Source organism: Butyrivibrio sp., from assembly GCF_017940685.1.
GTDB lineage: Bacteria > Bacillota > Clostridia > Lachnospirales > Lachnospiraceae > Butyrivibrio.
Map to the genome: position 1 here is coordinate 1 of NZ_JAGAYD010000015.1, position 26912 is coordinate 26912.

A 26912-nucleotide genomic window follows, 5' to 3' on the forward strand; every position below is an offset into this window, starting at 1 on the left:
GATTCGACATAGCAGCTCCTTCCAAGTCGTAGTGAAATGTTCATCATTCGACTTTAAACATAGTAAAATGTACGTTATTCGAATCCATTATGAACTTGTTTAGTGGCGGCAGCTATCCGCCTAATAATTTAGCGCTTACGATACAATCAAGCCTAACGAGGAGAAGGTTCTTGATGCACGGATATCACGTGAGGCATTTGCTAAGGATGCTGAAAGTGCATATCAGCAGATTCAGGATCTGATTGACAGATTCCAGAGGATTGATGCTGCTATTGTTGCATCTAATGCCAACACAACTATCAACACCTCCTATGGCTCTTTTACCGTAGCAGGAGCTATCTCCCTTAGAAGCAGACTACGCGGGGCAGGATCATATGACGGAAATGCGGATTTTGAGTCTGTGCTTCTGGATAAGATGAGGGATGACTTCCATACGAGAGTGGCCTTGGCTGCAACGAAAAATCAACAGCTTCAGAGTACTGCTGAGAGTATGAGGCTTTCTATTCTTGGCAAGGATTCCAAGGTTAAGGATGATAAACCACTTGAGGTAGTTGAAGTTTATGTGAAAGAGAATACCACTGAACTGGTGGATCCGCTCGATGTTTTGAGAAAGGTAGCAAAGCTTCAGGAAAAGAGGGATACACTTCTCACTGAGCTTGACACTCAGATCAAGGTATCCAATGCAACAACCTTTATTGAGGTCTGAGCAGCCGATAGATGAATAATTGCCTGCAACACGAAAACTTCAAACCCGGTTTCCCTGTAACAGGGTTACGTTACAAATACCAATACGGCAAATATTGGAAGAGTTCAGAATGGTGCAGCGGAAAGCACGCGAGACTCATACTCTTGTATACGCAGGTTCGAATCCTGCTTCTGAATCCCGATGATGGGTGGATAATACGGAGGCTGTATAGTAAACAGCCAACATCATCAACTGTTTTGCGTTTTGGTTTAGCCGTGAACTATCACCGGTCAATTGTAATTCCTTTAATCATCAATTGGAAACTGCGAACGTGATTTAGACATAGAGATATGTTGAAATCCATGGTAAAGGTTAGGGCGCTAAACCGGTTGGGCTGAAGTTATCCTCATGGCTGTGTTGTAGGCAATATAATAATCATTTCAGAATTTTATCATAAAGTGTACCTCTGATATGCTAAGCGGCAAAAGGCCTTGCAGAAATGCAGGGCCTTTTGTCGCCTTTCAACTACGCGGTGAATGACAGAAGATAGAACGTGCTTTACCATAAGTGTCAACAACACAAATTCAAGAAGATTGAGGAAGAGAGGTGTCAAAGTGTTAAAAATAGCAGAATTTGATCTATTGAAAGATGACAGCTACACAGATGCGATACTTAGTCGTTTACAGGAAGACTACGCTACTGAAGAAGAAATCGAGGATGGCTGTTGCTATGAGGTTTCTATTCAGGATATTAAGTTTCGGTGTGCATACACAGATGATGAAATGAGAGGAATTATACGAACCTGTGTAAAAATCATGAAAGAGTTAATAGATATAAACGCAAACGGGTATACTAAGGAAAAATTCGATAGCTACGATGCTTTCGGAGAAGAAAGTGATAATTCGCCAGAACATTTTGGCAAGATGTTAGATAGATGTAAAGACTATGAAACTGAGAAGCTAAACTTGCTAATTGCTGAAATGGCAGAATATACACGCGTGGGTGGCGCTTGGTTCATGTTCATTGCTGCACCGGGATTTAGACATGTTATTTATGCCATTTTTGAAAGGATGTTAGATGATTCAGATGATGAAGATATGTGGTTTTCGTGTTTGTACTTTTTGATTCGCGGAGCTATGAAAATGCATTCTGATGAGATTTAAACATAATGAGGTTAAAAAGAGATGAACATGAGATTAAGTGAGTTAGCTAGTAGTTTTGCGGCAGATAGAAAGGTGCGAATAGTTGAAAAGGATAAGTTATGACAAGTGATAATATGCATTATTGCAATAGCTTTTCGGAACAAAATAAAGTATTGGTTGGACATGACTACGGGGCAGCTGTATGGATACAACCCGTCAATGTTGATGTTGAGGAAAGAATTACGGATAAATGTGTTCACGAAGTTGGGATGGAGATATCCGTTGAATCAGATTTCTTTATGAAAGCTTTAGAGGAAGGCTTTTTGAAGTTTTTTGATCCTGAACTAAAGGTAAATGCCAAAAGGTATACTACGGCATTTAGTGATGGTGGAAGATATTTGACAGGCCTTGAAAGAGAAATTCTTGAACCAAACTTTTTTACCTATGAAGAGATAAGAGATGTAATTGACTATTACGAAAGGCTTATAACAGATTATGATAGTTCGAGCTGCAGTATGGAAGTAAGTAATTTGATTAAGGTGATAGACCTGCTAAAAAAGATGATAGCATTGACACCGGATGCTGATTACATATCTGTAATGAGCTGATAATTGTGATTTTTATTCGTGCCTGAGCTCTTGGGAAACAACCCCAAGAGCTTTTTTCAACTACGAGTTTACTGACAGCAAATATTTCCTAGACTTATACTTTTTTCATGAATAAAAGATTATACAACTATAGATAAGTTGAGTGTCCATATTGTAATCATGTATTCATGTGGATCAAAACTAATATGAAAATGAGAGAGAACTAACATATGGGAATGTACGATACATTTTGGGGAACTTATACCTGTTTACACTGTGGTAAAGAAGTGGAATTTGAAGAGCAGACCAAGGACTTTGAGTGCCTTCTTGAAGATTTTAAGCTGGGTGATTACGTGGATAGAGGAAACAGGAGCTATTTCTATGAATTTACCTATGAATGCCCAGAGTGCCATGCTGAAACAGATCTTAGTATCGGGATCAAAAAGGGGCAATATGTGGGAGTGTTCTTAAAAGGCGATGCGAAGCGCATGGATCCGGAAGAACTTGAGAATATTGAGGATGGCTATCAGCGTAAGAGAGAGTATGAGAAGATGTGCGCTGACAAACTTGGATGCGAGACGGCCGGAGGCCGCTTTGATAAGCTTGTAGCACTCAAGCCGGGGGACACACTTCGGGTACTTGAAACGGACTGGAAGATTCTTGAAGCGTACTATGAGGAGCCGAGGAAAGGCATTATGTCTATGCTTCACCATCCAACACTGGTATATCGAGCGGAATCTGAAGGTGTGTCTCGTATAATCACAGCTTCTGTGAATCCGGTTATGTCTAAGCTCTATTATAGAGTTTTCGAGGGAGACCTTGAGCATTCAGAATTTGTTGAGTGGCTTGCTGAACATAACCCCAAACGATATGCAAGAGAACCAGGCAGTGTTTTAAAAGAGATACCAGATGGTGGTGTGATCTGGACTGCTGATGAAGTGAGCACAGAAAGCGGACATAGATTTTTTGACATGGAAAAAGAAATGCTAGGCGATGGAGATGGTAGAGGCGTGACTAAAGATGGTGATGGTATGGCAAAGAAACCAACAAGAGCAATCATGTACAGAAACCTTGAGGGCGATGTAGAGGATCTTTTATCGTATGTTGAGCATATAGAAAAACAGCGTGAAGAAGCATGGGAAAGAGTACGTGAATGGAACAAAGATTCTGAGATTCAGCAGGCTGAGGATAAAGTGAAAGCTGCATATAAGAAATTGTCAAGAGGCTTTGCTCCGGATGATGATCAATGGGAACAGATTGAAAAATGGGAGAAAAAGCATGCTGAAAAGTATCACAAACCTCCCAAGACTAAAGAAATCACTAAGAAACTCTTAAATGGTCCTAACTACAGCTATCAATTTGAGTATTCGCCGATAGGGACACTTGGCAGTGTAGTATGTACGGTATGTGCGGAAAAGGCAATGAGAAATAGTTTAGACAGCATGTCAAGATACAACGAACTCATGGAAAGGTATAATGCGCACTTTTCATTTGGTGAGGTTTAGATAACCAAGAAGCATGAGAATCCGAATTTTAAACCTACCGAATTCGGTAGGTTTTAGGCTGTAGACAGAGTCTGAGCTCTTGGGAAATAATCCCAGGAGCTTTTTTCAACCGCAGGTATAGAGACAACTGGCTTTCCATAGACTTATACTTTTTTCATGAAATACAGAAATCAAGGAGATGCGTTTTTATGAAGGTTATAAGTACTGGATCCAAATTTGATATATATCCAGATGATTTAAAAAGTTACGATAAGCTTCCCGCTGATTATTATGTGGTTAGATTTGTTGAGAAACAAGGATTCTTTCTTGAAAAATATTCCGAATTCAAGATAACAGATACTAAGATATATGGAATTCATACGCAGAAGGCTGATAAAGTGCTGGATTCATTTGCGGTTTTTAAGAGAAGCCTTGGCGTAATACTAAGTGGTGATAAGGGAATCGGAAAGTCGCTGTTTTCTAGGCTATTGGGCGTGAAAGCAATAGAGAAGGATATCCCAGTTATTATTGTTGATGCCTATAAAGAAGGAATAGGGGCTTTCTTGGATAGTATTCAACAGGAAATAATGGTGCTGTTTGACGAGTTTGATAAGACTTTTTCTGAAAAAGAACACGGCGCAGAGGCTCAAAATAGCTTGCTGTCTTTATTCGACGGAGTAGCTTCAGGGAAGAAACTATTTGTAATAACATGCAATGAGCTAAGAGGACTTAACGATTTTTTAGTTAACAGACCTGGAAGATTTCATTATCATTTTCGATTTGATTATCCAAATGAAGAGGATATCAGGAAATACCTTAGAGATGCTATTAGAATAGACGCTTCTTCTGAAGTTGACAAGGTGGTTGATTTTTCTAAAAGGGTTGCGCTTAACTACGATTGTCTTCGTGCAATAGCTTTTGAAATAAATAATGGTCTGGAGTTTTCAGAAGCTATTAAAGATCTAAATATTGTAAATATAGAAAGAGAGAAGTTTCAATTGCTTGTTCTGTTCAAGGATGGATCGACTTTGATAAACAAAAAAGTATCGATGGATTCATTCAGTAAAGAAACAGAAGAATTCTCACTTTACGAAGTGGGTGGCGGATATGCTGGAAGTATTTCGTTCTGTCCTTGTGATATAAAGTACAACGCAGGTACACGTGAACTTTATCTGGAAGATGAAGATGTGGTACTTGGATACGACGATTACGATCTTGATTATGACGAAAGCAAAAAGAAGGTAGACGGCTTGAGAAACCGTGGAGTCAAGAAAATAGTGATAAATAGAGTAAATGAGAATAGACTTCATTATGCTGTTTAAGCTAAACGCGATAATTCGCTAAGGAGAATAACGCTTTATGAATTTGCCTATTACAGTTAATCAAGAAGATTTATTGGAAATTCTACTCAACATTGCGCCTGCAAGACCGGTGTTTATTTGGGGAGCTCCCGGAATAGGAAAGTCTGCCTTGGTTGAGAAGTTTGCCATGGAGGTTGGCCTTGAGTGTGTTTCGCTTTTGGGCTCTCAGCTTGCGCCGGAGGATATTATTGGAATTCCACAGATAAGAGGAGAAACTTCGGAGTTTCTTCCGCCTAAGATGATTGCTAGAAAGGAGCCATACGTTCTTTTCCTGGATGAGCTTAATGCATGTACGCAGGAAGTGCAGAAGGCATTTTATAGTCTTATATATGAGAGAAGGATTGGTGAGTATCACCTTCCTGAGGGCAGTGTAGTTATCGGTGCAGGAAACAGAGCCCAGGACTCCGCCATTGTAAAGACCATGTCTAGTGCGCTGATCAATAGGATGTTCCATGTTCAGCTCAAGCCTGATGTTAAGAGCTGGCTTTCATGGGCTTATGAGAGCGGTATTCATAGCTGGATAACTGATTATATCAGTCAGAGGCCAGATCATCTTTTCTCTGATCCACCCAAAACCGAGGAACCCTTTTCTACGCCAAGATCCTGGCACATGCTCAGCGATGCGCTGAAGGAGTTTGGCGCTGGAGATAAAGAGATTCCAATCGAGACGATCAGAATGCTTGCTTACGGAAGTGTAAGTGCGAGCCATGCTGGGATGTTTGCAGCATTTGTTAAGCAGCTCGATAACAAGTATTTGCTTGAAGATATTATCAAAGGTGAAGCCAAGTGGCCTGATAAACCTGAGGATAGAGATGTACTGTACTTCCTCGCTCAGTCCTTCCGAGCAAGACTTCTTCATGATCTGCCTACGCAGAAGTCGGAGATAGACAAGAAAAATCAGTATTTTGCTCATAGGGCGAAAGCTCTTTTGAAGGAGCTGGCACAGCTTAACTATGAGCTTGCACAGATGGTGGTATCTGCAGATGATGGCAAGATCCTTCCTGAGTGGTTCATGGTTGAGATAGTAAGGGATTTGCCACGCCTTGCATCACAGGATAAGAAAAAAGATGGGAAAACAGCGTAAAGAAAAAGAAGATCCAAATCTCATCCGGCTTAATCAAGGAATTGCAATTCTTGATGAACACGATGTATTTAAGCATCTGATTCTATTTAATCTTAGAATTGCAGGAAAGAATGAGCTTGGAAAGAAAACTCCTGCAATCTCTAATTCTAATGGACTAATTCTGGTTAACAAGAATATAAGTCTTTCACCTAAGCAGTGGGCATATGCTATAGCCCACTGCATTTTGCATAATTGCTTTGGACATTATGATGAGGATAAGGTTCCCGGGTATTTCGAGGTTGATGAAACCGGAAAAAAGATAAAGAGGGTGAACTTCAACAAAAAGCTTTGGAATATAGCCTGTGACATATATGTTGATAGATTTCTTCATGATATCAGACTTGGCGAGCCGCTTAATCAGTCTCCTGTCGGAGTTATACCCTTCAGTATCATGGAGGATGAACAAAAGATATATGACTATCTTATCAGGGAAAACTGGAATGAGGATAACAACATATACGGAGTAGGTGCGCTGGATTCCATGGACATGGTCGGATTGGACAAGCCCTTGGTGTACAAAAAGGACCGATGGGGAGTTCAGGAACAGAATGAATTTGCCAGTGATTTTGCTTATTATCTGGCTAAGTCGGTTTCCAATGCAATTGATTATGTGGCTGATCATGAGGATGATAACTCTTTTGGAAAAAGAATTGCCAGCTGGTTTATAAATACGTTTCCACTCTTAGGAGCTATCGCATCGTCCTTCAAGATAGTGGAAGATATAAATGAATGTAGAAAATATGACATCAGTACTGCAGCTGTTGACGCCTATGAGGGAATTATCTATATCAATACATCAAAGAGCATGTCTGATGAGGAGTGGCGCTTTGTTATGGCGCATGAATTCATGCATGCAGCTCTTTTACATCATACAAGAGCTGCAGGTAGGGACCATTATCTTTGGAATATTGCAACGGACTACGTTATCAATGGCTGGCTTGTAGATATGAAAGTGGGATCAATGCCAGAAGGCGTCTTATATGATCCTAAGCTCAAAAATATGTCTGCAGAAGAAATCTATGATGAGATCATTCTGGATATGAGAACCTACATGAAGCTTAATACCTTCAGAGGAAACGGTCAGGGCGATATCATGGGAAAAAGAGCTCCAGCCTCCTTTGGAGGGCAGGGAAGGGGCGTTTCTTTAGATGAGTTCTATAGGAATGCTCTTAATCAAGGGCTTGAATATGAATTGGCAAGAAGGGGCAGAGGCTATATTCCTGCAGGGCTTGTGCAGGAGATAAGGGCGCTTGCGGTACCACCTGTGCCTTGGGATGTTAAGTTATCAGAGTGGTTCAATGCACATATAAGGCCGCTTGAAAAACATAGAAGCTATGCTCATCCCAGTAGGAGACAGAGTAGTACTCCGGATATTCCAAGAGCAAGCTATGTGATCACAGAGACAGATAATGCAGCCAGAACTTTTGGAGTGATCATTGATACCTCAGGATCAATGAATGCTGAAGATATTGGAAAAGCGCTGGGGGCTGTATCAAGCTACGCTGCAGCAAGAGACGTAATGGCTGCCAGAGTGATTTTTTGCGATGCGGATGCTTACGATGGTGGCTACATGACTCCGGATGAAATCGCAGGAAAGGTCAAGGTTGTTGGCCGAGGAGGAACAAGAATCCAACCTGCCGTAGATCTTTTGCAGAGAGCAAAGGACTTTCCTAAGGACGGACCAATACTGATCATTACTGATGGATGGATCGAGGATCACCTGGATATTAAGCGTGAACATGCCTATATACTTCCCACCGGAGGAAGGCTTCCGTTCAGGGCTAGAGGTGAAGTTTTCTACATGTAATTTAAAGGGCGATAAATAGTACACCTTATGAGTACAATAAGGTAGTAGGAGATACTATGACTACTAAAGAAAAGATCATTTTTGAGATAAATGGTGCTGATGCTAAGAAGCTAAAGAGATTTGAGCGACAGCATAAGAACTGCCCTATGGGAATGGAGGGAGGAAGATTTTCTTATACATTTATACCCACAGGTCTTGGACTTGCAATAACAGTGAAATGCTCGTGCGGACAGCAGCTTCTTCTCGGAGACTTTTTAGATGGACCAGGTGCGGAGTATGATGAGGAAAATTTACGGCCATTAACTGAGGATGGCATTAAGAATAAACAGTTTGAGGAAGCTGCTCTGATGATACTAGGTCTTGAGGATCGCAGATTCTTTAAGATGGCTATTGGACTGGAGCAGTCCTTTGAGATTGTTTATGCCTATGCTGTGGGAGTCGCACGTTATGGAGATCCAAGGATATCAAAGGCGATTCTTTATAAGGTAAGCGTAAATGCACTGCATAGACAAGTGAAGAATTATACAGGGACTGAAGAAGAAAACCTGGAGAAATTCTTTGAGCATTTTAAGTCAGTGGTTTTGGAAGAGATGGATAAGTACCATTCTGACAATGAGAGGCTTAGAGAAAAGTGTTTGAGCAAGCAGAATAAGTATTGATGACCATTTTGCCCAAGTGGGAAAAATGGATGAAATGGGTGTTGCACAAAAAGGAGATTGAAAATGGGAAGAGACGAAAACGTTATTATTTTTGAAAATGCACAGCTGCTCTGCAAGGAGAATAAAAAACTCAGTGAAGCAATTGCGGCGTCAAATTCTGCACAGAAGCTGATTTTGGAAAAGGATCAGATTCCTGAAGCTGATAAGAATAGATATGAGGAACAGGCAAAGGTTGTCATTTCAAAAAAGAGGTCCTATGAAGCAGCAAGTGCGTATAAAGATATGAAGGTGGCAGTTCATAACTTTGCTTCTGCATCAAACCCGGGCGGTGGAGTAGTTCGCGGATCAACAGCTCAGGAGGAGTGTTTGTGCAGATGTTCAACGCTGTATTTTAATCTTGATGTAAAGGAAATGTGGTATGGGTTTTATAACCCACATCGTGCAGCTCACGATCCAATCCATAACGACGATATTATCTATACGCCAGATGTAGTAGTGTTTAAGACTGATACGGCGTATCCGCAGGTAATGCCAGAAAATGAATGGTATAAGGTTGATGTTATAACCTGCGCTGCGCCGAATCTCAAACCTAACCCAACAAATTATTTTAATCCGGGTGATGGCAACAAGCAGGCTAAGCTCAATGACAATGAGCTGCTTGCGCTTCATGAAAAGAGACTTAGGAGAATTCTTGAAGTAGCTGCTAATAATGGTGCTGAAGCGGTAATCCTTGGTGCCTTCGGCTGCGGAGCATTCCAGAACAAGCCAGAGGTTGTAGCTTTGGCAGCTAAGAATGTGATTAAAGATTATTTGCATGCCTTTAAGGTAATCGAGTATGCGGTTTACTGTGGCCCAAGGGATGATAGGAATTATAAGGTGTTTGAAAGGACGCTGAAGTTGTTCGCACAGGAAAAGAAATAAAGTGATAGCATTGAAATGCTAATAAAAGAAGTGATTAGTAGAGCAAAGAATAGCAGGTGTTTGTTAAAATAATTTAACAAACACCTGTTTGTACATTGGGGGTTGAATATTTCTTGAAATGTGGTAAAATAAGTAAAATTGAAGTAATTGCTCATGCTGATTAACTAGTAAATTTCACGGATACATATAATTTAATATAACAGGTGTTACAATGGCTAATAATGATCAGATTAATAATCAAGAGTTTGCTGATATTGTTAGATCTGCACGAGGCAATAGAAGCCTAAGAGAGTATGCTCAACTTGCAAACGTTAGCTATATGACAATATATAAGGCTGAGCGAGGAGAGTACATACCAAGTTCAAAGACAATCAAGAAGTTATCTACAGGGCTTGCCAATCCTCAGAATGGTGTTACGTATGAGGATATGATGGTGGCTGCTGGATATCAGGATAAGGAAGCCGTGTCTGAAACGGCCAGCATTTTAGCTGAGCAGATGGTAGAAGAATCCTATTCTGACAATAATAATCAGCCAATTGTCACGATAAACCATAAAGGAATTAGCATGGCTGGCAATAGGGGAAGATTAGACTATCTCGAATACGAGAGACGGGTAACAGGGATTATTCTTTCATCGATGGTGCAGAACAATATATATTTCAGTAATAATAGAGCTTATGATGGAGGCATTAGATCAAGAGTACCGGATGTTATTCTCGATATTGAGAAGGCTCCAATTACACAGTGGTGGTTTGAAATAAGATATTTTTCAGAGACACGAAGGTTTACACCTATAAGTGTACAGCTTACATTAGCGAATGCTCTTGCATATCAAAACTCTAAGACAACAAAAGGATCTATTGTAGTAAATACTAAGGATGCATTTGATTTTTTGGCAAGAAGGGCTTATCAAATCGCTTACAGAGGAGAGTTGTCGGTAATATTGGTGGATGAGTTCGAACAGAAGGTGATAGCAGAGCGCTATTTATCAAATTATTTTGAAGGAGATCATAGCTCGGAAATTCTGTTGGTTTAACAGAAACTGAATCTTTTGAAAGGGGTGATGCTTAGTGAAAGCCTATGGCCCGGAAAAATAAAAGAGAGACGTTCGTCAAAACGTCTCTCCTGAAATGAATCAGATGCGTCAACATCTGACCAATATGAAGTATTTTTGAACCCTGTCCGAGTTCACTTCATATCCATAAGATACCATTTTGCACTTTTTTTTGCAATCACCGTACAGTTTAATGGTGTTCTTAAAAAATTCATTTCAGGTATTTTTCCCAGTTTAACAACAATATATGGAACTTGTTGGGTGCTTTTGGCATGTATTATGCCAATGGCTACGTTTGTTTACCGTAAAGGGAGGGAGATAATGCCTATTAGAGTTATTAATTGTCAGGCCACATGCGCCAATCTTAAGCGACTCATGGAAGAAAAGGGGCTTAAGCCCAAGGATATCCGAGATATACTCAATCTGGATTCTGTTCAGAGCGTGTATAAGTGGTATGCCACAGCAAGAGGGAAGGGGAGCAGTGTTCCTTCAGTGGATAATGTCATAATACTTGCGTATATCCTTGGAGTTACATTAGATGAAATTTACGTCACCAATGAGGTGCTTTATGAGGTTAAGAAAAGGCCATGAAATCTAGAGTTTATTTGATCGACTACGAGAATGTTCACAAGGAGGGTCTAGAGGGAGCGGAAGCTCTCTCTAGATCTGACAGAGTCATAGTATTCTACAGTGTTAAAGCTGATTCTATTTCCATTGACACATTAAATAAGTGCAAGGCAAAGATAGAGTTTATTAAGGCTGAAGTAGGAACGCTCAATGCGATGGATTTCCAGCTTGTAGGATATCTTTTTTATCACATGAAGAAGAACAGAGATTATTACATAATTACTCGTGATCAGGGATTTAGAGCAATACTGAACATGGCTAAGAACTTAGGAATGTCAGTAAAAATCAAAGCATATATTGGCGAGAAAGATCTTGAAGATAAAGTAATAAAATTCAGTGAAGCAGACAAAGAGATGACGGAGTATGGTATAGACTCACGCGCCATTGTGAAAGTTGCGAGCCTTATTAGAACAAGCATTGGCATAGTACCAACGCCTGATGTCTTACAAATGGTTATCGACGGGATTAAGAATTATCCTACGAAAGCAGATTTTTATTTGTATTGCACCAGAACTCTAGGACAGGCTCCTGGTCAGGCCTTTTATTCAAGCATAAAAAAGAAATTTCTTGAGATCAAGGAAATTGTTGACTTGGCATCATGAGATTTATGTAGCATTCTTTTGTGGCAGGAAGCATATCCCAGAAAAGCGTTTCTGTTATGCCTTTCATAACTACAATAATGCTATTGTGGAGCTTTCTGTCGAATGATTTGGTTTTATATTCGTTCTCTTTTGCTGCGGAATAGATATGCATGTGGTTACGGAGGTGATAAGCTTGTCTGATTTGCTGGAATTGTTCGGAAGAAAGGTTGAGTATTCCTTTACTTTCTATTGCATCAAGCTTTTGGGCGAAGGCTTTTACTTTGGGCATGAAGAATTCACAATGGTCATGATCGGGGCATGATCCGCAATATGCGTGCATATCATCATAAACCTGTCCAATCAGTGATTCGATTATGCAGACATAGTTTATGATGGCAGCTTTATAGATCATTGTCTCGAGAGAACCAAATACATAGAAACGGTTCAGAATGTAGTTGTATAGATCTGACATTTGCAGACTATAGGCTACATTGCTGACTACTTCATTGTTGGAAAAGAAATACTGAAGTTTGTATTTACGGACATAAAATTCTTTTGTTCTTATGTATTTAGATGGGAAATGGATTCGCTTTTTTACGCTTGGCGCGTAATTTGTAGCAGGTGGCTCTAATCCCATTTGTCTGCAAAGAGTTTCGTTTTCGGTGAGAAGTTCAGATATCTTGGCGTTGTTGCTGATGATCTGGGCTTTGATTTCATCTATTGAAAGTGGGGTGATGGAATTGTACATAAAGTGTAATCTCCCGGCGAGAAGTGGCCTGATGTTTGATTATGTTTCCAATAGCTATTATATCAGACATTTCTTTCGCTTATATGTGAATGTTGAGAAAAAGTAAACCACAGGTATATTTTTTTCCTGCTCATATTATGGTAATATATGCGAGCGGGATGGCGTTGATGATTCTTTTTTGTAGAAGGAGGCGACCATGGATATTTTTGATGTGTTTGTAGACATGCAGGCGACTGGTGATCGGATCAAGCAGCTTCGTAAAGAGAAACACATGAGAGTATTTGATCTTGCAAATGCTCTGGGACTTGAATCTGAGCAGGCCATTTATAAATGGCAGCACGGTCAGTGTTTACCAAACGCTGACAATCTTGTAAGACTTAGCATATTGTTTGGATGCCATATTGATGACATTCTTATTCATAACATGACAGGAGAGGACGAAAGTCCTCTTCTTCCTTTATACGAGGAATTTGGAAGGACTTGGCGTTTATGTGCCAGGTCCTTTTTTCAACTACACGGTGAATGTAATTTGCGGTTGACGTCTTTAGAATGGTTGTATAGGCAATGATTCAATACCTCAGTGGAGGTCAGCGTATTAGGAGGGAGCATCATGGGAAAAATAGAAGTAAGAGGAAATGCAGCAAGGACTGTGGATTATGATCGTATGAAAGTTGAAATCAATTTTCATTCAGTAGAAATGTTGCCGACAGCAGCTTCAGAGAAATCCATGAAGGAATGTGAGGAATTCTTGAAGGTGCTAAAGGGGGATGGCTTTGATATTTCAAAAATCGCAATAAAAAGAGATAGTGTTGAGCGTGATTATTATAGCAACAGAGATGATGAGCAAAGATACAGGGCGGATCGCACGTTGGAAATCGCTTCCGAGTTTAATATGAAGCTTATAAATGACCTTCGTGACATTATAAATAACATGGAATATCAAATAGGCTTCAAGGTTGATTTTTCGCTGTCAAATGAGGAAGACATAAAGAATGAGCTTCTAACAGAGGCGCTTAAGGATGCAAAGAAAAAAGCTGAGACAATGGCAGATGCCATAGGACAAAGGGTAATAGGGCTAGTTTCTGCAGATAAAACAGCGCCAAAAACAGAAAAAGATGATTTTGGAGGAGGATTTTTCGTGGGGTGTGTTTGTGCACAGGATGAAATACCATACGAATATTCAGACGAGTTATCTGCATCGAACACGACATTATCTGAGTTTATTTATACTACATGGGAGATTGCTTAAGGGGAAAAATATGAGTAAAGCTAAGGAAGAATTTGAAAAAGCGAATAGAGCTTTTTCAGAGTGCTGTTGGGTTAAGCCATATGACCGCATCAGAATTTTAGCACCAAGACAGATAGAAAAATGCATTCTTCAAGTAGAGAAGTGGGTAAAAGATGGAGAAGATGTATCTTTGCATAGGGTTAAGGAGTGGTTAATTGAAAAGAATCAATTGCTTTAATTACTGAACCACAGGTTTAGCGACAAACGTCTCTACAGCAGATAAAATCTTACTATCAGATCAAGAAAGTGTTGATTATGGAGGGTATTGTTATGGCAAAGATGACATCAGCATATGCAAATAAGGTTTTGAGAAGGCTCAATGATGACAAGGATTTTTACCTCAACAAGGAACAGGAGGGTCAGGTGTACGTAGCTTCCCTTGATGAAGAGCCTGTTGTTCCAGATTATGACTATTTGGATGTTTCTACTAAGATTGCAGAGATAGATGCAAAGATCGTAAAGATAAAGCACGCTATCAATGTTACAAACGTTACTAGTACTGTTAAGGTTGGCGGCGTTGCTATGACCATTGATGCGGTACTTGTTAAAATGGCTCAGCTCAACAAGAGAAAGAGCATTCTTGATGCCATGCGTAAGCGCCAGGAAAAGACAAGAGTGAGTGCTGGATATTTTACGTCAAGGAAGACAGCTCCTGAGTATCAGTACATCAATTACGACCTTGAAACTGTTAACAAGGAATATGAACGAATCGATGGAGAGATTGCAGAAATGCAGATCACTCTTGATAAGTTCAATCAGACCTTTGAATTTGATGTTGAGGTGTAAAACCTTTTCCGTGCAGCAGGTGTTAACAAATAACAGGATGAGTGTTAAGTGAGAATACATGTTTAAAGTTGTGGTTCTTGGTTATCAGTTATTCTTTATTGAATTATTGTTTATAGTTGCGGCTACAATTGGTGATGATGCGTATGAGCATTTTTTACATCTGTTTGCAGAAAACTTGTACTTTATGGTACGCGGGGCATGGAAGTTCGGTTTCACATGCCTCTTTTTTGTTTTTTATGGAAAAAAAGATGGAAAAGATTAAGAAGACAGGTGCTTCATGTTGGTTTAAAAAGGACTTTAAAAGAGAAAGCGTATAGGACAAGTTGTATCGCTGGAGAATGAATATTAAATACATATATCAGCGTGCCAAGTACGGATATTGTGATAGGGATATATGGTCCATTGATTATTGGTTTCTGAAAGCCAAATGGTTTTGGCATCTATGGGATTGATGCTTTCAACTAGCAGTTAAATGACAGGCGTGGCATAGAATAGTACGATTGAATTAAGTATATGTTGATTTGAGTTTAGGGAGTCGTGCTAATGAATTCTAAGATATTAGGTTTTATAAAGGATAATCCGGATACATGGGAAAATACGCGAAATTATGGATTTGTGCAAGAAATACGAAGAGCTTGAGGGGGATGATTGTGGCAGATTTGAACCTTGGTGGAAGGATATATTGTGATATTCCTGATGATTTAGCAAGTAAGATTATTGATGAAATACGTTCCGCAGAAAAGCTGGATCGTGATGAATTGGAACGTAAGTGCCAGGAACTAAAACAGAAGATTGTTTTTAAAAGAGGGAAAAGGCTTGAGCAGAGTATTAGTAATTCCAGATGTGCATTTAAAACCCTGGATTTTTGATAAGGCAGATAAAGTTGATAAGAGTTCATATGATGACATTGTGGTTCTTGGTGATCTGGTTGATGATTGGGGACAGGGAAATAATCTTGAATTGTATAGGGAGACATTGGATAGGGCGGATGCGTTTGGTGCAGAGCACAATGAGTCCCTCTGGTGCTATGGTAATCATGATGTTTCATATCTGTGGGATGCAATGGAATCAGGGTACTCTGTAGTTGCAAGAGAAACTGTAATTGAAGGCATTACTAAGCTAGAGAGAACACTGGAAGATCGATATAAGTTTATTCACAAGATAGATGATGTGCTATTTAGCCATGCGGGACTTGCTGAGACTTTTGTTTTACATGGATGTGGATATCATATGAAAGAAATTGAGGATATTCTTGCTAAGGTCAATCGTATGGGGATGCAGGATTTATGGAGGAACAGTTCTCCAATATGGGTAAGACCGCAGCATGCTTTCATAAGGATGTTCAGAGATGACCTCTTTTACCAGGTAGTAGGACATACTCCTGTTGAGGAACCACTTGACGCTTGTGGGACGCTGACGCTGGATCTCTTTTCAACCTATTCAGATGGAACAGCTTATGGTAATCAGAAACTGTACATCATAGATACTATTACAAGAAAGCTTGAGGAAGCTAAGTATGAGGAATCCTGAGAGAATAAGGCCTTTTTGGGACAAGATAGCAGAAGCATGGAAATCCGGTTGTATATAAGATAAAAAGCGGTCTTATGTCTCAGGATAGAATAGAGTTCTTTTTGTCAGAAAACGGTGTGTGGTTAACAAAGGCTGTTCCGGTGAAATATTTGGAGAAAATATAGAAATGCTTAGGGCCTCATCATTTTAGAATAGATATATAGGGTCAAGGCTATTTTTTGCTGACCATCTTATAGTACACCAAAAATGGATAATGGAATCGTGGAGGCAAATAACTCAGAGGAAAGGAGACGCCTATGCCAACAAATTGGGGTGCTATATCGCCGTATACGTCGAAAAAAAAGTATATGACAGGCCAGCCAGATAAGAAGGGCACGATAGCTTATTGTCACAATATCAAACATAAAGGCGCTCTTTCTAAAGGGATGGTCAAGCAACATGAATGCATACAGAAGAACTGCAAGTTTTTTGAAAAGAACCTCGAAAATCCATATTGGGCTGGTAGGGACCACTACAGGAACCATAAGAAAAGAGATAAGAAGACAAGGAAGTATCTTGAAACTCAGGGGCTAGATGTTAAGCAAACAACTGGAAATTTGCTGACTGTAAGCAGTTCAAGCATCAATTCGGATCTGGGCAAGATGCTCCAGTTTTTTGATGAGATTGAAGTGTTTCATTCATATCTCTTTTACCGGAATGGAAATTGGCAGATGAGATATGTTGGTGGATTCTATGGGAAAGATGTCGCAATAGATAAGGCCAGAGAGTTCATATTAGCAGGCAAAGGAGAATATCTCCTGATTGCAGGTGATAAGACTCCACTTGTTGGATATAGGATTGAATGCAGGAGTAAGGTGCTCATTGAGATAGACCTTACATGGGGACATATGTATCCGGCGCTAGCAAGAATGGTATTAAGAGATTTACAACTGAGAAGGGAATCAGCATAGGTCAGGGAAGTAGAAGAAATGCAGATTAATCTAATAACAATTTACAACTGGATGGATGATTTTGGCATAACAAAATATAGACTTGATGACCCAAGCTATATAAGAATGATTAAGCTTATGGACCTGACTAACCAAATAGCAAGGTCCGGAAATAGCACCAGAAGGTCCATATGGATTAATGTTCCAAGTGATCAACCAGAGGGAGAGTGGATAAACATTGTATTTCGTGGTGATTGCTACGATGTTGGGGATGTTTTTTACGACATCGAAATTGATGGAGTGCAGATGTTGTCTTATGACAGCAAACGTAGCGAGGGAGACACCTTGGATGTAACGGAAATGCTCGACTGGCTAATGGAGTGTGTTTCAAAAGTCATTACCATGGCACAAAATGATGAGTATGACTCGTACATATCAAAGGTTCCATATTACAAGAGAAGAGGTGTGATTTGCAGGAAGGATTACTACAGCATTGTCCCTTTGGCTCGAGAAAAGTACTTAAGCGGGTTAACTAAGAATGAGATTGAGGAACTACTAGATTGCAAGGGAACTGCTGGAACATATGAGGATTCAATGACTGCAAGAAGATTTTATGAAGCTTGTGCAGTAGTTTATAGAGAACTTGGTATAGAAAACGTAGATGCCACTGGATTTAATGGTTGGGCTGATAGCGAAGAAGAGAGAACAAGATACGGAGGCATAACACCGAAGGAATGGTACTATGCAGCTTCTGATGGCCGAGATGATGGGCTTTACGCTTTGCCACTTGATGATTCGACAGCGTTTGCAGGTTGGATAAGACATAAAGAACCATATTACTCTTATGAGTACTATGGCGGACATCCTTGGGATATCATCCGTAAATATTGTTATTCGCTGTCGCTATATGTTGATCCGGAAATTGGATCAGATAGATGTAAACTTGTAGTCGCAGGGGATTCAGCAGATAAGAGCACCGAAATTGTCAGAGCCTTTCTTGCACTTAAAAGAGCAGGCTATGCTGTAGACCTAAGAGACTTCAAAACATTGACTGATAGGCTTTTGGAGAAGGATTATTTGGCAGTTGTAGAAGAAGTAGAACCATCAAGACATGGAAACACCATAGCAGGTCATTTTGCCCGGGATGAGATATCTCTTTTACAAATAGAGGATCAAGGGATTGTAGATAAACTCATACAGGCAACAGAGTGGGAAAAATTAGATGAAGTAAGGGTGAATCTATAATGGCACCATCTGAAGTATATTTTAACGTAAGTAATTATATGAAAAGAGGGCGATAGATATGAGAGATCCAAAAAGAATAAGACCGTTTTTAGATAAGCTGGCTGAAGGATGGGAAAAGTATCCAGATTTGCGATTTGGTCAATTGGTGATGGATATTGTACCTGACTCTGATAGATTATGGAACTGCGAAGAAGCTGAGTTTCTGAAAAGACTAGATAACTTCGTATCCAGAATTGAAGAGGAACATGATGGGAATCTGCTTCTGGTACCGAGAAATGATTCTGACAATGATTTATGATTTGGTCCGGATTGGATAATAATTTGCGGAACTCTAGCGCAGCTGGCAAACGTCGGCACGAGTGGCGAGTCGTTACTCGGAAAAGAACTATGTAGCATTATAATTGTAGCTGTTCCACTGTAGTGAAATGCACGCTTCACGTGCTAGACTACAGCTCCACAGCAACAATATTCTTACTGTTTTGTTCCGCATTGGTATGTAATGGAGGAAAGTTAATATGGTTGTTCACAGAGAGCTTTCCTCCCTGTGCCAAGATCTTGGTTATTCTGCAAGAGCGTTATATTCGCTGAGTAATTCAGTGTCTGAGCACTATCATGATGCTATGATCCCTAAGGCAAATGGAGAATATAGGCTCTTACATATTCCGGATAAGTTCATGAAAGCTGTTCAGAAGAGTATCGCACAGAATATTCTGTCTTATGAGGATATCTCACCCTATGCCATGGCATATAGACCCGGAGGCAGTACTAAGGCAAATGCATTCCCTCATGTGGGTGCATCAATGGTTATGAAGCTTGATGTGCGTAAATTCTTCGATCACATTACCTATCCTATGGTAAAGGAAAAAGTGTTTCCGTCAGAGAAATACTCGGAATCAAATAGAATACTTCTGTCGGTTTTGTGTGTTTATAATCATGCAATACCTCAAGGAGCGCCAACTTCTCCGGCTATTTCTAATATAATTCTTAGAGATTTTGATAATCGCGTCGGCGACTGGTGTGGTAAAAGCGGTATTACATATACCAGATACTGCGATGATCTTACCTTTTCTGGGGAGTTTGAGCCGAAAGAGGTAAAGGCATTTGTGAAGAAAGAATTATTCAAGGAAGGCTTTTTTCTTAATTCCAAGAAAACGATTGTGCTTCGAAATGGGCAGCGCAAAGAAATTACAGGAATTGTTGTCAATGAAAAGGCAGCTGTGCCTGCAAGATATAAAAAGAGAATAAGGCAGGAACTTTATTATTGCCGGAAATTTGGGATTGATGAGCATGTAAAGAGACTTGGATTACCTGAAAGTACCGAAGCATATGCAAGGAAGCTTCTTGGCAGAATCAATTACGTTCTATCAGTTGAACCCGATAATGATGAAATGAAAAGGGGAAGAGCTGAGCTATTATCTTGGTTTCAGTCTACTTCCTAACATTAAGAGGTTGATGAGAATGGTATTAGTAGGACGCTTACATGTATTGGTTTTAAGCCACTACCTGATGATGTGGCGCATGCAATCAGTAAGAAATATCAGTTGTTTAAGTGAGGAATTTTTATATGGTAGAAGATAAATGGAGCTTTAAGGGTACGCCATGGGAGTTTGTTCACTTAGTGCGTCACGCATGTGTTGTTTATGAATGTGTAAAAAGGAAAAGAAATGGCATTCTAGAAATTCTTATGGATGATGAGGTATTTGAGAAAGCGGCAGATGAATTTGGAATTACTTACGATACAATAAAAAATGAGATGTGTAGAAATCTGGATTTTGCTGAGCGTCTTGATGAAATCATGGAGAATTGCAAAAAATAGAGATTGGAGCATGTTTAGAAAAATGATAAGAGAATATGTTGAGGACTATGTAAAGTATTTTCCAGATAAATGGAGTTGGGATTTAAAGAGCTCACCAGAACAACATGAAATATACATGCGCACTAGAGCTAGGAGAAGTAAGGGGAATAGTTATAAGAATAATGACCTTCTCCCGGATTTTTATTCTATAGAGCGCGATGCGGACCAGTTTGGCCTGGAACATGTGGAGTGGACGGACTTTTTTGGTCTTACTTGGGTTGGAAAAAAGGGGGTTCATGCATACGTTGGGGCGCCCAATTATGAAGGAAATATATACTACTATGATGATAATGACGAATGCGATGAAGAAGTCTTCCGCATTTCTTATGACTACGATGCATATGATAATCAACCGCCGGATGATACATATACAAGAATACGGCAGAGGGGGATTCATCATTGGATTGATACGGCCAACGTTGTTGATATCAGTTATAAGTATTTTGTTGATAATCACTTGTTCAAAGACACTCACATTGATCTCATATATGAAGATGGACAAAAATTAACAGTCTATTCTGAGTATGAGGAATTGATCATAGGCTTGATGAAGCATGGGAAAGAAGAACTAGTTAAGAAAGTTTTTGATTCTATGAATGAGCACTTTATTAAACTACGTGATTCTGATAGAGAGGATGAACGCAAGTTTTTCCCTGGTAAGACAGCAGAGGAAATGTTTCTTGGCGATGAATATTGAGGCATCTTAGAACTATTTGATTGTCAATTAACTATTGGTATACTCTGTGGAAGATAATGGCAAATGTTATAAATAACTGTTTTTTAAACCAGAGGTTTAGTGACAAGTGTGTCTACGTTGATTAGAATCATATTATCAGATGGAAAATTGTCTGTCAGCTAAAGATGTCCTGTGACGGTTCTGACAGGACGGTAAACAAAAAATTGACCGAGCGTGGATGTCCTGTGACGGTTCCGACAGGACGGTAAAATAAAAATTGACCGAGCTGAAGAGAAGGATATTACGCCGAAGGGCAAAAGTACTTGATTGTACGCCGAAGGGCACGGGCATCTATCATGGTGCCCATTTTTTTGCAAAAAGAGCTACTTCTTCTTATTGTGAGAAGTGTTTCTTTTCGTTTTTTGTTATGATTATTTAAGGAGTGATAGCGATATGGAAGGACCATTTGATAAGCTTTATGGAAACACAGTGTTTGATCTCAACCACGATGGGAAGATCGATGCGGCTGAGACAGCTTTTTTGTATGATACAATATTAAGTGACGTGATTTCAGACTCGAATGAGAGCGCATTTGATGAAGATGAGGAAGATGAGTTTTGAAATGAAGACACATTTAAGAGAGGTTGGTTTTGCAAATAGAATATTTGCTTTGTTGCTAGTGCTTTCTTGGGGTATGTCTTCTTTTCTGTTTTGGAGCGTAAAGAGTCATGCTGAGGATGAGGTTCCGGCTTATAACAAAAGTGCATTTGTTGCTCTTAATAAGAACGTACCGGTATTCACGGATGAAGAGATCACCACAAGCTCTTTTGAAAAATATGGAGAGCTTGATAAGCTGGGGAGGTGTACGGCAGCGGTAGCATGTATTGGTCAGGATCTGATGCCTACCGAGGAGCGTCAGGCTATTGGTGATGTTAGACCGACCGGATGGAAGCAGAACAAATATCCTGGGGTTGTAGATTCGGATCCCCCGTATCTGTACAACAGATGCCACATGATCGGATATCAGCTTACTGGCGAGAATGCCAATGAAAAGAATCTGATCACCGGAACTCGGTACATGAATGTGGAAGGTATGCTGCCTTATGAGAATCAAGTGGCGGAGTATGTGTTAAGTACCGGCAGGCATGTAATGTACAGAGTTACGCCAGTATTTACCGGGAAAAATCTTCTCTGTGATGGAGTGCAGATTGAAGCGTATTCTGTAGAAGATAAGGGCAAAGGTATTTCTTTTAACGTGTTCTGCTACAACGTTCAGCCTGGAATAGAGATAAATTATGCAGATGGCAGCAATAAGCTTGCACCGGATGCAGACGTGGTGGCTGACAGAAATTCTTTTATGATAACTGGCGGAGATTCCGGGAATGGATCAGTAAGGTCTTCGGCAGGAAGTGATGCTTCTGGTATTCCGGCAGGAACAACATATGTGGTAAACAAGAATACAGGTAAGTTCCATTATCCAAGCTGTGACAGCGTTAATGATATGAAAGAGAAAAATAAGGAATACAGCACCAAGACAAGGGATGAGCTGATAAGTGAAGGAAAGAGTCCTTGCAAGAGGTGTAATCCGTAGGGGCTATAACTAATACTTCGATGCCTAATATAGCATCGGAGTATTTTTTTGAATATAATTAGTTGATAGTAAATGAAGACTTCTTGATTTGATATTGGAGGGAAAACAATGATCAAAATTTACGGAATGCCTACATGTCCATATTGCGATTACATTCATGAGCAGATAAGAGGACGCGAGAATGAATTTGAGTACATAAACATAGGTGAGAATATCAGAAACATGGGGGCTTTTACCAGACTTCGTGATACCAATCCGGTATTCGATCATTCCAAGGAAATTGGCGATGTTGGCATACCGGCCTTTGTTCTGGAAGATGGTAGTATAACTCTTGACCCGGCAGTTGTGGGGCTTATTGAATATGGAACACCTGATGCCTGCTCTATAGAAGACCATAAAAGTGGAAGAAAAGGGTGCTGACTGACGAGTTCCTTGAGGATGGGATACCACACGTAAAGATGGAACGAAGAATGCAAGCAAGAGGTTAAAGAAATGGTAAAAAAGATTGTTAGAGATCCAATGTTTCTGCAGCAGAAGTCAGAGCCTGCGACCGAAGCCGACAAGCAGGTTATTCAGGATCTTCTGGATACACTGCGGGCTAATCAGGAGCACTGCGTTGGTATGGCAGCCAATATGATTGGTGTTCGGAAAAGGATAATCGTAGTAGCCATGGGTCCATTCCATTTTGCTATGGTCAATCCGGTAATTACGAAGCGGAGTGGAGAGTATCAGACAGAGGAAAGTTGCCTGTCTCTTGATGGAGTAAGGCCCTGCACAAGGTACAAAGAGATTGAGGTTGATTACCTGGATCAGGATTTTAGGCCTCAGCATGGGAAGTATAAGGATTTTACGGCGCAGATAATTCAGCATGAAGTGGACCACTTTGAGGGGATATTGATCTGAGTGTTTGCGCAGATGGTTAGTAAAACATCGATTAAGCTGATTGACGTGGAGGACTTGGACTAAGACTTATGTGGAAAATTAAACAGATATTTGATGGAGATTACGGCTGCGAAGAGTTGCAACCAGGACAGAAGCCAAAGGTATCAGTTACTCTTGTGGATGATTCAGGAAATGAGAAGCTTGTGTCAGTTGAAGATGACTGGCTTACGGAGAATGGGCTGGATGTTGGATCGGAGTGGACGTCACTGGTCAATGGCTTCTAGGGGGATGAGAAAGAGGACTGACGGAGATGGATATCAGATACAGAGAAGCGAGAAAGTCTGAAATAGAAAGAATCAATGAGTTATTTAAAGAAATGCTTCAAGCTATCTATCGTACAGATGATGTGAATGGTTACGAAGACGGTTATTTGGAGAGGTTCTTTGACAATAATGAGGATCGTATTTTTGTGGCTGAATCCCAGGAAGAAATTGTAGGATTTCTATCTGTTCAAGTATACAGAGATGAGGGATACATCTACTTTGATGATCTCTCGGTGAGTGCTAAATTTCGGGATCAAGGCATCGGCACAAAATTGATAGAGATGGCAGAAACTTATGTCAGAGAAATAGGTATTAAAGTAATTGTTTTTCACGTTGAAAAATCAAATGCCCGTGCGCATGAGTTGTACTATAGACTTGGATATGAAGATAATGAAGACCAGGGTAATCGCATGCGCATGGTCAAGGAGATATAGGGAGAATTGAAACGTGAGTGTTAAATGTCTAAAGTGGCTGAGAAAAGAGACACGGAAAAGTAAGAAGAACGTGATGGAGGAGGGTGATTAAAGTATGTGGTTTATATTTGCTTTGATGTCTGCGGTGTTTGCGGCGTTGACGTCAATACTTGCGAAGATTGGAATTGAGGGAGTTAATTCTAATCTGGCTACAGCGATAAGAACGGTGGTCGTAGTAGTTATGGCGTGGGGTATGGTCTTTTTAACAAGCGCTCAGAGTGGGATTTCAGAGATCAGTAAAAAGAGCTGGCTGTTTCTGATACTGTCAGGGCTTGCTACTGGGGCATCATGGTTATGTTATTACAAGGCGTTGCAGGTTGGTGAGGCATCTAAAGTTGTGCCAATTGATAAGCTTAGTGTTGTGATAACCCTTGTACTGGCTTTTGTTTTCCTACATGAACAGTTTACGGCGAAGTCTATGATTGGATGTGTATTGATCGGCGCGGGAACTTTGCTTATGGTGCTGTAATTAAGATTGATGAGGATGGTTTTAACTGATGAAAATTGAACATATTGCCATGTATGTAACAGATCTGGAGAAAGCGAGAGACTTCTTTGTTAAGTATTTGGGCGGAGTTTCGAATGATGGATATCATAACGTGAATACAGACTTTAGGTCTTTCTTTGTCTCTTTTGAAGACGGTGCAAGACTGGAAATCATGACAAAACCTGAGGTTGTGGATGCCCAAAAGCCTCTGAACAGGACTGGATATGCGCATATAGCTTTTTCTGTGGGTAGTAAAGAAAAGGTGGATGAACTTACAGAGAGGCTAAGAGCTGATGGCTATGAAGTGGTCAGTGGCCCTCGTACAACGGGAGATGGCTATTACGAGAGCTGTGTTGTCGGGATTGAGGGGAATCAGGTAGAGATTACGGTTTAAAACGAGTTTTTAATGGGGATGCTTGCTGGGAAAAGGAGGATTTAATAACATGAAGCACTACATAATTGCGAAATTCAAAGACAGAGAAGATACAGAGAGGCTTCTTCCGGAGATTAAAGCTCTTTTCCAAAAGGCCCAGGATCTAAAGGGAGTGGAAGGCTACTTATGGCGACAGGCTTGAGAGTAAGGCGATATTTGATTGCGATTGAGGTAAAGTGGTAAAACAGATAGTAATGGACAAGTTCTTTTACAATGAAAGTCAGGAGGAATGACAGATGAGCAGATTAAAAGAGCTAAGAGCATATGTAGATAAGAAGTTAAACAAGATTGATGACGAAGATAAGAGAATAAGTGCAACTGCTCATCTTTATGGTGTGTCCCTGGCAGCACAGATCCTTGCCAAGAAGAGAGGACTTGATCCGGAACTTGCAGCTATGGCAGGAATGCTTCACGACATGCATGCTTACAAAACTGGATCATATGATGACCACGCGCATCTCGGTGCAGAGCTTGCAAGAAAGATCCTTGGAAAACTGGAGCTTACAACACCTGAAGAGACTGATATCATCTGTTCAGCAATATATCATCACGATGATAAGGCTGCTATAGACAGTCCTATGGATGAGCTCTTGAAGGATGCAGATGTTATCGATCATTGCTTTAAGGATGCTTCAAAGCCTGTAAAGGAAAAAGAGCAGAAGAGATACGATGCTTTGTGTAAGGAGCTGCTATGAAAAATAGACCATTGATAGCCCCAAACATAATGATCATCACGCTTGGGTTGATGCTTTCTGCAGCAGGTTGTGGCAAGGCGGCGCCTACTATTGAAGCAGAATCACGGGTAGTGCAGGATTACAGCGAGGCTACAGTAAGTTTTCTTGGTCCGGAAGGGACATATACTCAGGAAGCCTGCGGCGTCTTCTTTAATAAGCAGGGAAGCTATGAGCCCTATGAAACTGTGAGCGATGCGGTGGATGCGCTTGAGTCAGGAGCATCTGAATATGCTGTGATCCCTCAGGAGAACACTATTGGCGGTGCTGTAACGGACTATGTTGACATAGTTATTGCGCACGATTCTCTTTCTGTGGTTGGAGAAGTGGAGCTTCCAATCAATCAGAATCTTCTTGTCTTGCCTGGAGCGAAACTTGAGGATATACAGACTGTTTTTTCCCATAAACAGGGCATTGCCCAGGGAAAAGAGTGGATTGAAAAGAATATACCTGATGCAGAAGTGATCGAGGTATCAAGTACTGCGGAAGGGGCTAAAATGGTCTCTGAATCTGACGATAAGACCGTTGCTGCCATAGCCTCCGCAGCATGCGCAGATGTTTATCACCTGGAGCTTTTAGCTTCTGCCATACAGGAGAACGGTAACAACAAAACCAGATTTTATGTGCTTTCAAAAGATCTGCCACTTACTGCGAAGGCCCAGAGGCTTGCGTTTATTGCATCGGGCTCAGCCAAAGATCTGGCGCCTCTTATGAAGAGCATGGAAAATCTGAATATGACGCTGATCACAGTGCATGATAGGCCCCTAAAGACTGAGCTTGGGGAGTATAGTTACATCATGGAATGCACTGACTGCAGCTATGAAGACTATCTTAAGTTAGAGGATAATTCTGCAATGGAGTTGAGATTCCTGGGATGCTTTAATGTGTTTTGAGAATGATAGCT

At 40.4% G+C, this 26912-nt stretch carries 36 protein-coding genes and 1 tRNA gene; 36 read left to right on the forward strand and 1 reads right to left on the reverse strand.

Annotation, left to right across the window (positions count from 1 at the left end; all coding sequences use genetic code 11):
• Nucleotides 1-445: 445 nt before the first annotated feature.
• From J6I68_RS00870 to J6I68_RS00930, 13 genes are all read left to right on the forward strand, one after another.
• Nucleotides 446-706 carry a hypothetical protein gene (locus J6I68_RS00870; RefSeq protein ID WP_292216436.1) on the forward strand — a complete coding sequence of 87 codons (261 nt, stop codon included), beginning with the start codon at nucleotides 446-448 and terminating at the stop codon, nucleotides 704-706.
• Between the two features lie 103 nt (nucleotides 707-809).
• Nucleotides 810-882: transfer RNA gene (locus tag J6I68_RS00875), tRNA-Met, on the forward strand.
• Between the two features lie 417 nt (nucleotides 883-1299).
• Nucleotides 1300-1848 (forward strand): hypothetical protein, encoded by a 549-nt coding sequence (locus tag J6I68_RS00880; RefSeq protein ID WP_292216438.1) that lies wholly within the window; start codon nucleotides 1300-1302, stop codon nucleotides 1846-1848.
• Nucleotides 1849-1946: 98 nt separating this feature from the next.
• On the forward strand, nucleotides 1947-2435 hold the full coding sequence (locus J6I68_RS00885) for a hypothetical protein (RefSeq protein WP_292216439.1): 489 nt from the start codon (nucleotides 1947-1949) through the stop codon (nucleotides 2433-2435).
• Nucleotides 2436-2644: 209 nt separating this feature from the next.
• Complete coding sequence (locus J6I68_RS00890; protein WP_292216440.1) at nucleotides 2645-3919, forward strand: hypothetical protein; 1275 nt, start codon at nucleotides 2645-2647, stop codon at nucleotides 3917-3919.
• Between the two features lie 188 nt (nucleotides 3920-4107).
• A complete protein-coding gene (locus J6I68_RS00895) occupies nucleotides 4108-5220 on the forward strand; it encodes an AAA family ATPase (RefSeq protein ID WP_292216442.1) in 1113 nt (370 codons plus the stop codon).
• 73 nt (nucleotides 5221-5293) lie between these two features.
• Nucleotides 5294-6343 (forward strand): AAA family ATPase, encoded by a 1050-nt coding sequence (locus tag J6I68_RS00900; protein ID WP_292216443.1) that lies wholly within the window; start codon nucleotides 5294-5296, stop codon nucleotides 6341-6343.
• The gene (locus tag J6I68_RS00905; RefSeq protein WP_292216444.1) at nucleotides 6327-8189 is read left to right on the forward strand and encodes a vWA domain-containing protein; all 1863 of its coding nucleotides are present in this window, start codon (nucleotides 6327-6329) and stop codon (nucleotides 8187-8189) included. Before J6I68_RS00900 ends, J6I68_RS00905 begins: the two co-directional genes overlap by 17 nt.
• Before the next feature lie 56 nt (nucleotides 8190-8245).
• The gene (locus J6I68_RS00910) at nucleotides 8246-8848 is read left to right on the forward strand and encodes a hypothetical protein (protein WP_292216445.1); all 603 of its coding nucleotides are present in this window, start codon (nucleotides 8246-8248) and stop codon (nucleotides 8846-8848) included.
• A 63-nt stretch (nucleotides 8849-8911) separates the two neighbouring features.
• Nucleotides 8912-9769 carry a TIGR02452 family protein gene (locus J6I68_RS00915; protein ID WP_292216446.1) on the forward strand — a complete coding sequence of 286 codons (858 nt, stop codon included), beginning with the start codon at nucleotides 8912-8914 and terminating at the stop codon, nucleotides 9767-9769.
• 211 nt (nucleotides 9770-9980) lie between these two features.
• The gene (locus tag J6I68_RS00920) at nucleotides 9981-10805 is read left to right on the forward strand and encodes a helix-turn-helix domain-containing protein (protein WP_292216448.1); all 825 of its coding nucleotides are present in this window, start codon (nucleotides 9981-9983) and stop codon (nucleotides 10803-10805) included.
• A gap of 339 nt (nucleotides 10806-11144) precedes the next feature.
• Complete coding sequence (locus J6I68_RS00925) at nucleotides 11145-11414, forward strand: helix-turn-helix domain-containing protein (RefSeq protein ID WP_292216450.1); 270 nt, start codon at nucleotides 11145-11147, stop codon at nucleotides 11412-11414.
• Nucleotides 11411-12052, forward strand: a complete 642-nt coding sequence (locus J6I68_RS00930; protein WP_292216452.1) for a PIN domain-containing protein — start codon at nucleotides 11411-11413, stop codon at nucleotides 12050-12052. Before J6I68_RS00925 ends, J6I68_RS00930 begins: the two co-directional genes overlap by 4 nt.
• Here J6I68_RS00930 and J6I68_RS00935 read toward each other — a convergent pair.
• Nucleotides 12024-12779 (reverse strand): hypothetical protein, encoded by a 756-nt coding sequence (locus J6I68_RS00935; RefSeq protein WP_292216453.1) that lies wholly within the window; start codon nucleotides 12777-12779, stop codon nucleotides 12024-12026. The genes J6I68_RS00930 and J6I68_RS00935 overlap by 29 nt on opposite strands.
• Nucleotides 12780-12975: 196 nt before the next feature.
• Here J6I68_RS00935 and J6I68_RS00940 point away from each other — a divergent pair, with 196 nt between their 5' ends.
• From J6I68_RS00940 to J6I68_RS01050, 23 genes are all read left to right on the forward strand, one after another.
• Nucleotides 12976-13347: a helix-turn-helix domain-containing protein gene (locus tag J6I68_RS00940; protein ID WP_292216455.1), complete on the forward strand. Its 372-nt coding sequence runs from the start codon at nucleotides 12976-12978 to the stop codon at nucleotides 13345-13347.
• A 42-nt stretch (nucleotides 13348-13389) separates the two neighbouring features.
• Nucleotides 13390-14028 carry an SIMPL domain-containing protein gene (locus J6I68_RS00945; RefSeq protein ID WP_292216456.1) on the forward strand — a complete coding sequence of 213 codons (639 nt, stop codon included), beginning with the start codon at nucleotides 13390-13392 and terminating at the stop codon, nucleotides 14026-14028.
• A 10-nt stretch (nucleotides 14029-14038) separates the two neighbouring features.
• The gene (locus tag J6I68_RS00950) at nucleotides 14039-14245 is read left to right on the forward strand and encodes a hypothetical protein (protein WP_292216458.1); all 207 of its coding nucleotides are present in this window, start codon (nucleotides 14039-14041) and stop codon (nucleotides 14243-14245) included.
• A gap of 92 nt (nucleotides 14246-14337) precedes the next feature.
• On the forward strand, nucleotides 14338-14853 hold the full coding sequence (locus J6I68_RS00955; RefSeq protein WP_292216460.1) for a hypothetical protein: 516 nt from the start codon (nucleotides 14338-14340) through the stop codon (nucleotides 14851-14853).
• A 650-nt stretch (nucleotides 14854-15503) separates the two neighbouring features.
• Entirely contained in the window at nucleotides 15504-15722 is a 219-nt protein-coding gene (locus J6I68_RS00960) for a hypothetical protein (RefSeq protein ID WP_292216462.1), read from the forward strand.
• Nucleotides 15670-16383 carry a metallophosphoesterase gene (locus J6I68_RS00965; protein WP_292216463.1) on the forward strand — a complete coding sequence of 238 codons (714 nt, stop codon included), beginning with the start codon at nucleotides 15670-15672 and terminating at the stop codon, nucleotides 16381-16383. The genes J6I68_RS00960 and J6I68_RS00965 overlap by 53 nt, the downstream gene beginning before the upstream one ends.
• Nucleotides 16384-16679: 296 nt before the next feature.
• Nucleotides 16680-17333, forward strand: coding sequence for a hypothetical protein (locus J6I68_RS00970; RefSeq protein ID WP_292216464.1), 654 nt, complete (start codon nucleotides 16680-16682; stop codon nucleotides 17331-17333).
• Between the two features lie 18 nt (nucleotides 17334-17351).
• The gene (locus tag J6I68_RS00975) at nucleotides 17352-18557 is read left to right on the forward strand and encodes a hypothetical protein (RefSeq protein ID WP_292216466.1); all 1206 of its coding nucleotides are present in this window, start codon (nucleotides 17352-17354) and stop codon (nucleotides 18555-18557) included.
• A 58-nt stretch (nucleotides 18558-18615) separates the two neighbouring features.
• Nucleotides 18616-18855, forward strand: a complete 240-nt coding sequence (locus J6I68_RS00980; protein ID WP_292216468.1) for a hypothetical protein — start codon at nucleotides 18616-18618, stop codon at nucleotides 18853-18855.
• A 217-nt stretch (nucleotides 18856-19072) separates the two neighbouring features.
• Complete coding sequence (locus J6I68_RS00985; RefSeq protein ID WP_292216469.1) at nucleotides 19073-19996, forward strand: reverse transcriptase domain-containing protein; 924 nt, start codon at nucleotides 19073-19075, stop codon at nucleotides 19994-19996.
• Between the two features lie 125 nt (nucleotides 19997-20121).
• Nucleotides 20122-20373: a hypothetical protein gene (locus tag J6I68_RS00990; protein ID WP_292216471.1), complete on the forward strand. Its 252-nt coding sequence runs from the start codon at nucleotides 20122-20124 to the stop codon at nucleotides 20371-20373.
• Between the two features lie 10 nt (nucleotides 20374-20383).
• Complete coding sequence (locus J6I68_RS00995; protein ID WP_292216472.1) at nucleotides 20384-21109, forward strand: hypothetical protein; 726 nt, start codon at nucleotides 20384-20386, stop codon at nucleotides 21107-21109.
• A 432-nt stretch (nucleotides 21110-21541) separates the two neighbouring features.
• The gene (locus J6I68_RS01000; protein ID WP_292216474.1) at nucleotides 21542-21709 is read left to right on the forward strand and encodes a hypothetical protein; all 168 of its coding nucleotides are present in this window, start codon (nucleotides 21542-21544) and stop codon (nucleotides 21707-21709) included.
• Between the two features lies 1 nt (nucleotide 21710).
• Nucleotides 21711-22679, forward strand: coding sequence for a DNA/RNA non-specific endonuclease (locus J6I68_RS01005; RefSeq protein ID WP_292216475.1), 969 nt, complete (start codon nucleotides 21711-21713; stop codon nucleotides 22677-22679).
• Between the two features lie 108 nt (nucleotides 22680-22787).
• Nucleotides 22788-23099 (forward strand): glutaredoxin-related protein, encoded by a 312-nt coding sequence (locus J6I68_RS01010; RefSeq protein WP_292216476.1) that lies wholly within the window; start codon nucleotides 22788-22790, stop codon nucleotides 23097-23099.
• A gap of 72 nt (nucleotides 23100-23171) precedes the next feature.
• Entirely contained in the window at nucleotides 23172-23582 is a 411-nt protein-coding gene (locus tag J6I68_RS01015) for a peptide deformylase (RefSeq protein ID WP_292216479.1), read from the forward strand.
• A gap of 68 nt (nucleotides 23583-23650) precedes the next feature.
• Complete coding sequence (locus tag J6I68_RS01020) at nucleotides 23651-23845, forward strand: hypothetical protein (protein WP_292216481.1); 195 nt, start codon at nucleotides 23651-23653, stop codon at nucleotides 23843-23845.
• Nucleotides 23846-23871: 26 nt separating this feature from the next.
• Nucleotides 23872-24318, forward strand: coding sequence for a GNAT family N-acetyltransferase (locus J6I68_RS01025; protein ID WP_292216482.1), 447 nt, complete (start codon nucleotides 23872-23874; stop codon nucleotides 24316-24318).
• 94 nt (nucleotides 24319-24412) lie between these two features.
• Nucleotides 24413-24826 carry an EamA family transporter gene (locus J6I68_RS01030; protein ID WP_292216483.1) on the forward strand — a complete coding sequence of 138 codons (414 nt, stop codon included), beginning with the start codon at nucleotides 24413-24415 and terminating at the stop codon, nucleotides 24824-24826.
• A 28-nt stretch (nucleotides 24827-24854) separates the two neighbouring features.
• Entirely contained in the window at nucleotides 24855-25238 is a 384-nt protein-coding gene (locus J6I68_RS01035; protein WP_292216485.1) for a VOC family protein, read from the forward strand.
• 49 nt (nucleotides 25239-25287) lie between these two features.
• Complete coding sequence (locus J6I68_RS01040) at nucleotides 25288-25419, forward strand: hypothetical protein (protein WP_292216487.1); 132 nt, start codon at nucleotides 25288-25290, stop codon at nucleotides 25417-25419.
• A gap of 94 nt (nucleotides 25420-25513) precedes the next feature.
• Complete coding sequence (locus J6I68_RS01045; RefSeq protein ID WP_292216489.1) at nucleotides 25514-25972, forward strand: HD domain-containing protein; 459 nt, start codon at nucleotides 25514-25516, stop codon at nucleotides 25970-25972.
• A complete protein-coding gene (locus J6I68_RS01050; RefSeq protein ID WP_292216491.1) occupies nucleotides 25969-26901 on the forward strand; it encodes a prephenate dehydratase in 933 nt (310 codons plus the stop codon). The genes J6I68_RS01045 and J6I68_RS01050 overlap by 4 nt, the downstream gene beginning before the upstream one ends.
• The last annotated feature ends 11 nt before the right edge of the window (nucleotides 26902-26912 follow it).

Bases quoted from the DNA above. Each gene is read 5' to 3' on its own strand.
- J6I68_RS00970 (WP_292216464.1), top strand. From the start codon at position 16,680: ATGCCAACAAATTGGGGTGCTATATCGCCGTATACGTCGAAAAAAAAG.
- J6I68_RS01005 (WP_292216475.1), top strand. From the start codon at position 21,711: ATGAAGACACATTTAAGAGAGGTTGGTTTTGCAAATAGAATATTTGCT.
- J6I68_RS00995 (WP_292216472.1), top strand. From the start codon at position 20,384: ATGTTTAGAAAAATGATAAGAGAATATGTTGAGGACTATGTAAAGTAT.
- J6I68_RS01000 (WP_292216474.1), top strand. From the start codon at position 21,542: ATGGAAGGACCATTTGATAAGCTTTATGGAAACACAGTGTTTGATCTC.
- J6I68_RS01045 (WP_292216489.1), top strand. From the start codon at position 25,514: ATGAGCAGATTAAAAGAGCTAAGAGCATATGTAGATAAGAAGTTAAAC.
- J6I68_RS00955 (WP_292216460.1), top strand. From the start codon at position 14,338: ATGGCAAAGATGACATCAGCATATGCAAATAAGGTTTTGAGAAGGCTC.
- J6I68_RS01015 (WP_292216479.1), top strand. From the start codon at position 23,172: ATGGTAAAAAAGATTGTTAGAGATCCAATGTTTCTGCAGCAGAAGTCA.
- J6I68_RS00890 (WP_292216440.1), top strand. From the start codon at position 2,645: ATGGGAATGTACGATACATTTTGGGGAACTTATACCTGTTTACACTGT.
- J6I68_RS01020 (WP_292216481.1), top strand. From the start codon at position 23,651: ATGTGGAAAATTAAACAGATATTTGATGGAGATTACGGCTGCGAAGAG.
- J6I68_RS01025 (WP_292216482.1), top strand. From the start codon at position 23,872: ATGGATATCAGATACAGAGAAGCGAGAAAGTCTGAAATAGAAAGAATC.
- J6I68_RS00975 (WP_292216466.1), top strand. From the start codon at position 17,352: ATGCAGATTAATCTAATAACAATTTACAACTGGATGGATGATTTTGGC.
- J6I68_RS00885 (WP_292216439.1), top strand. From the start codon at position 1,947: ATGACAAGTGATAATATGCATTATTGCAATAGCTTTTCGGAACAAAAT.
- J6I68_RS00980 (WP_292216468.1), top strand. From the start codon at position 18,616: ATGAGAGATCCAAAAAGAATAAGACCGTTTTTAGATAAGCTGGCTGAA.
- J6I68_RS00920 (WP_292216448.1), top strand. From the start codon at position 9,981: ATGGCTAATAATGATCAGATTAATAATCAAGAGTTTGCTGATATTGTT.
- J6I68_RS00945 (WP_292216456.1), top strand. From the start codon at position 13,390: ATGGGAAAAATAGAAGTAAGAGGAAATGCAGCAAGGACTGTGGATTAT.
- J6I68_RS00895 (WP_292216442.1), top strand. From the start codon at position 4,108: ATGAAGGTTATAAGTACTGGATCCAAATTTGATATATATCCAGATGAT.
- J6I68_RS00910 (WP_292216445.1), top strand. From the start codon at position 8,246: ATGACTACTAAAGAAAAGATCATTTTTGAGATAAATGGTGCTGATGCT.
- J6I68_RS00985 (WP_292216469.1), top strand. From the start codon at position 19,073: ATGGTTGTTCACAGAGAGCTTTCCTCCCTGTGCCAAGATCTTGGTTAT.
- J6I68_RS00990 (WP_292216471.1), top strand. From the start codon at position 20,122: ATGGTAGAAGATAAATGGAGCTTTAAGGGTACGCCATGGGAGTTTGTT.
- J6I68_RS00940 (WP_292216455.1), top strand. From the start codon at position 12,976: ATGGATATTTTTGATGTGTTTGTAGACATGCAGGCGACTGGTGATCGG.
- J6I68_RS00950 (WP_292216458.1), top strand. From the start codon at position 14,039: ATGAGTAAAGCTAAGGAAGAATTTGAAAAAGCGAATAGAGCTTTTTCA.
- J6I68_RS01010 (WP_292216476.1), top strand. From the start codon at position 22,788: ATGATCAAAATTTACGGAATGCCTACATGTCCATATTGCGATTACATT.
- J6I68_RS00915 (WP_292216446.1), top strand. From the start codon at position 8,912: ATGGGAAGAGACGAAAACGTTATTATTTTTGAAAATGCACAGCTGCTC.
- J6I68_RS00930 (WP_292216452.1), top strand. From the start codon at position 11,411: ATGAAATCTAGAGTTTATTTGATCGACTACGAGAATGTTCACAAGGAG.
- J6I68_RS01050 (WP_292216491.1), top strand. From the start codon at position 25,969: ATGAAAAATAGACCATTGATAGCCCCAAACATAATGATCATCACGCTT.
- J6I68_RS01035 (WP_292216485.1), top strand. From the start codon at position 24,855: ATGAAAATTGAACATATTGCCATGTATGTAACAGATCTGGAGAAAGCG.
- J6I68_RS00905 (WP_292216444.1), top strand. From the start codon at position 6,327: ATGGGAAAACAGCGTAAAGAAAAAGAAGATCCAAATCTCATCCGGCTT.
- J6I68_RS01040 (WP_292216487.1), top strand. From the start codon at position 25,288: ATGAAGCACTACATAATTGCGAAATTCAAAGACAGAGAAGATACAGAG.
- J6I68_RS00935 (WP_292216453.1), bottom strand. From the start codon at position 12,779: ATGTACAATTCCATCACCCCACTTTCAATAGATGAAATCAAAGCCCAG.
- J6I68_RS01030 (WP_292216483.1), top strand. From the start codon at position 24,413: ATGTGGTTTATATTTGCTTTGATGTCTGCGGTGTTTGCGGCGTTGACG.
- J6I68_RS00925 (WP_292216450.1), top strand. From the start codon at position 11,145: ATGCCTATTAGAGTTATTAATTGTCAGGCCACATGCGCCAATCTTAAG.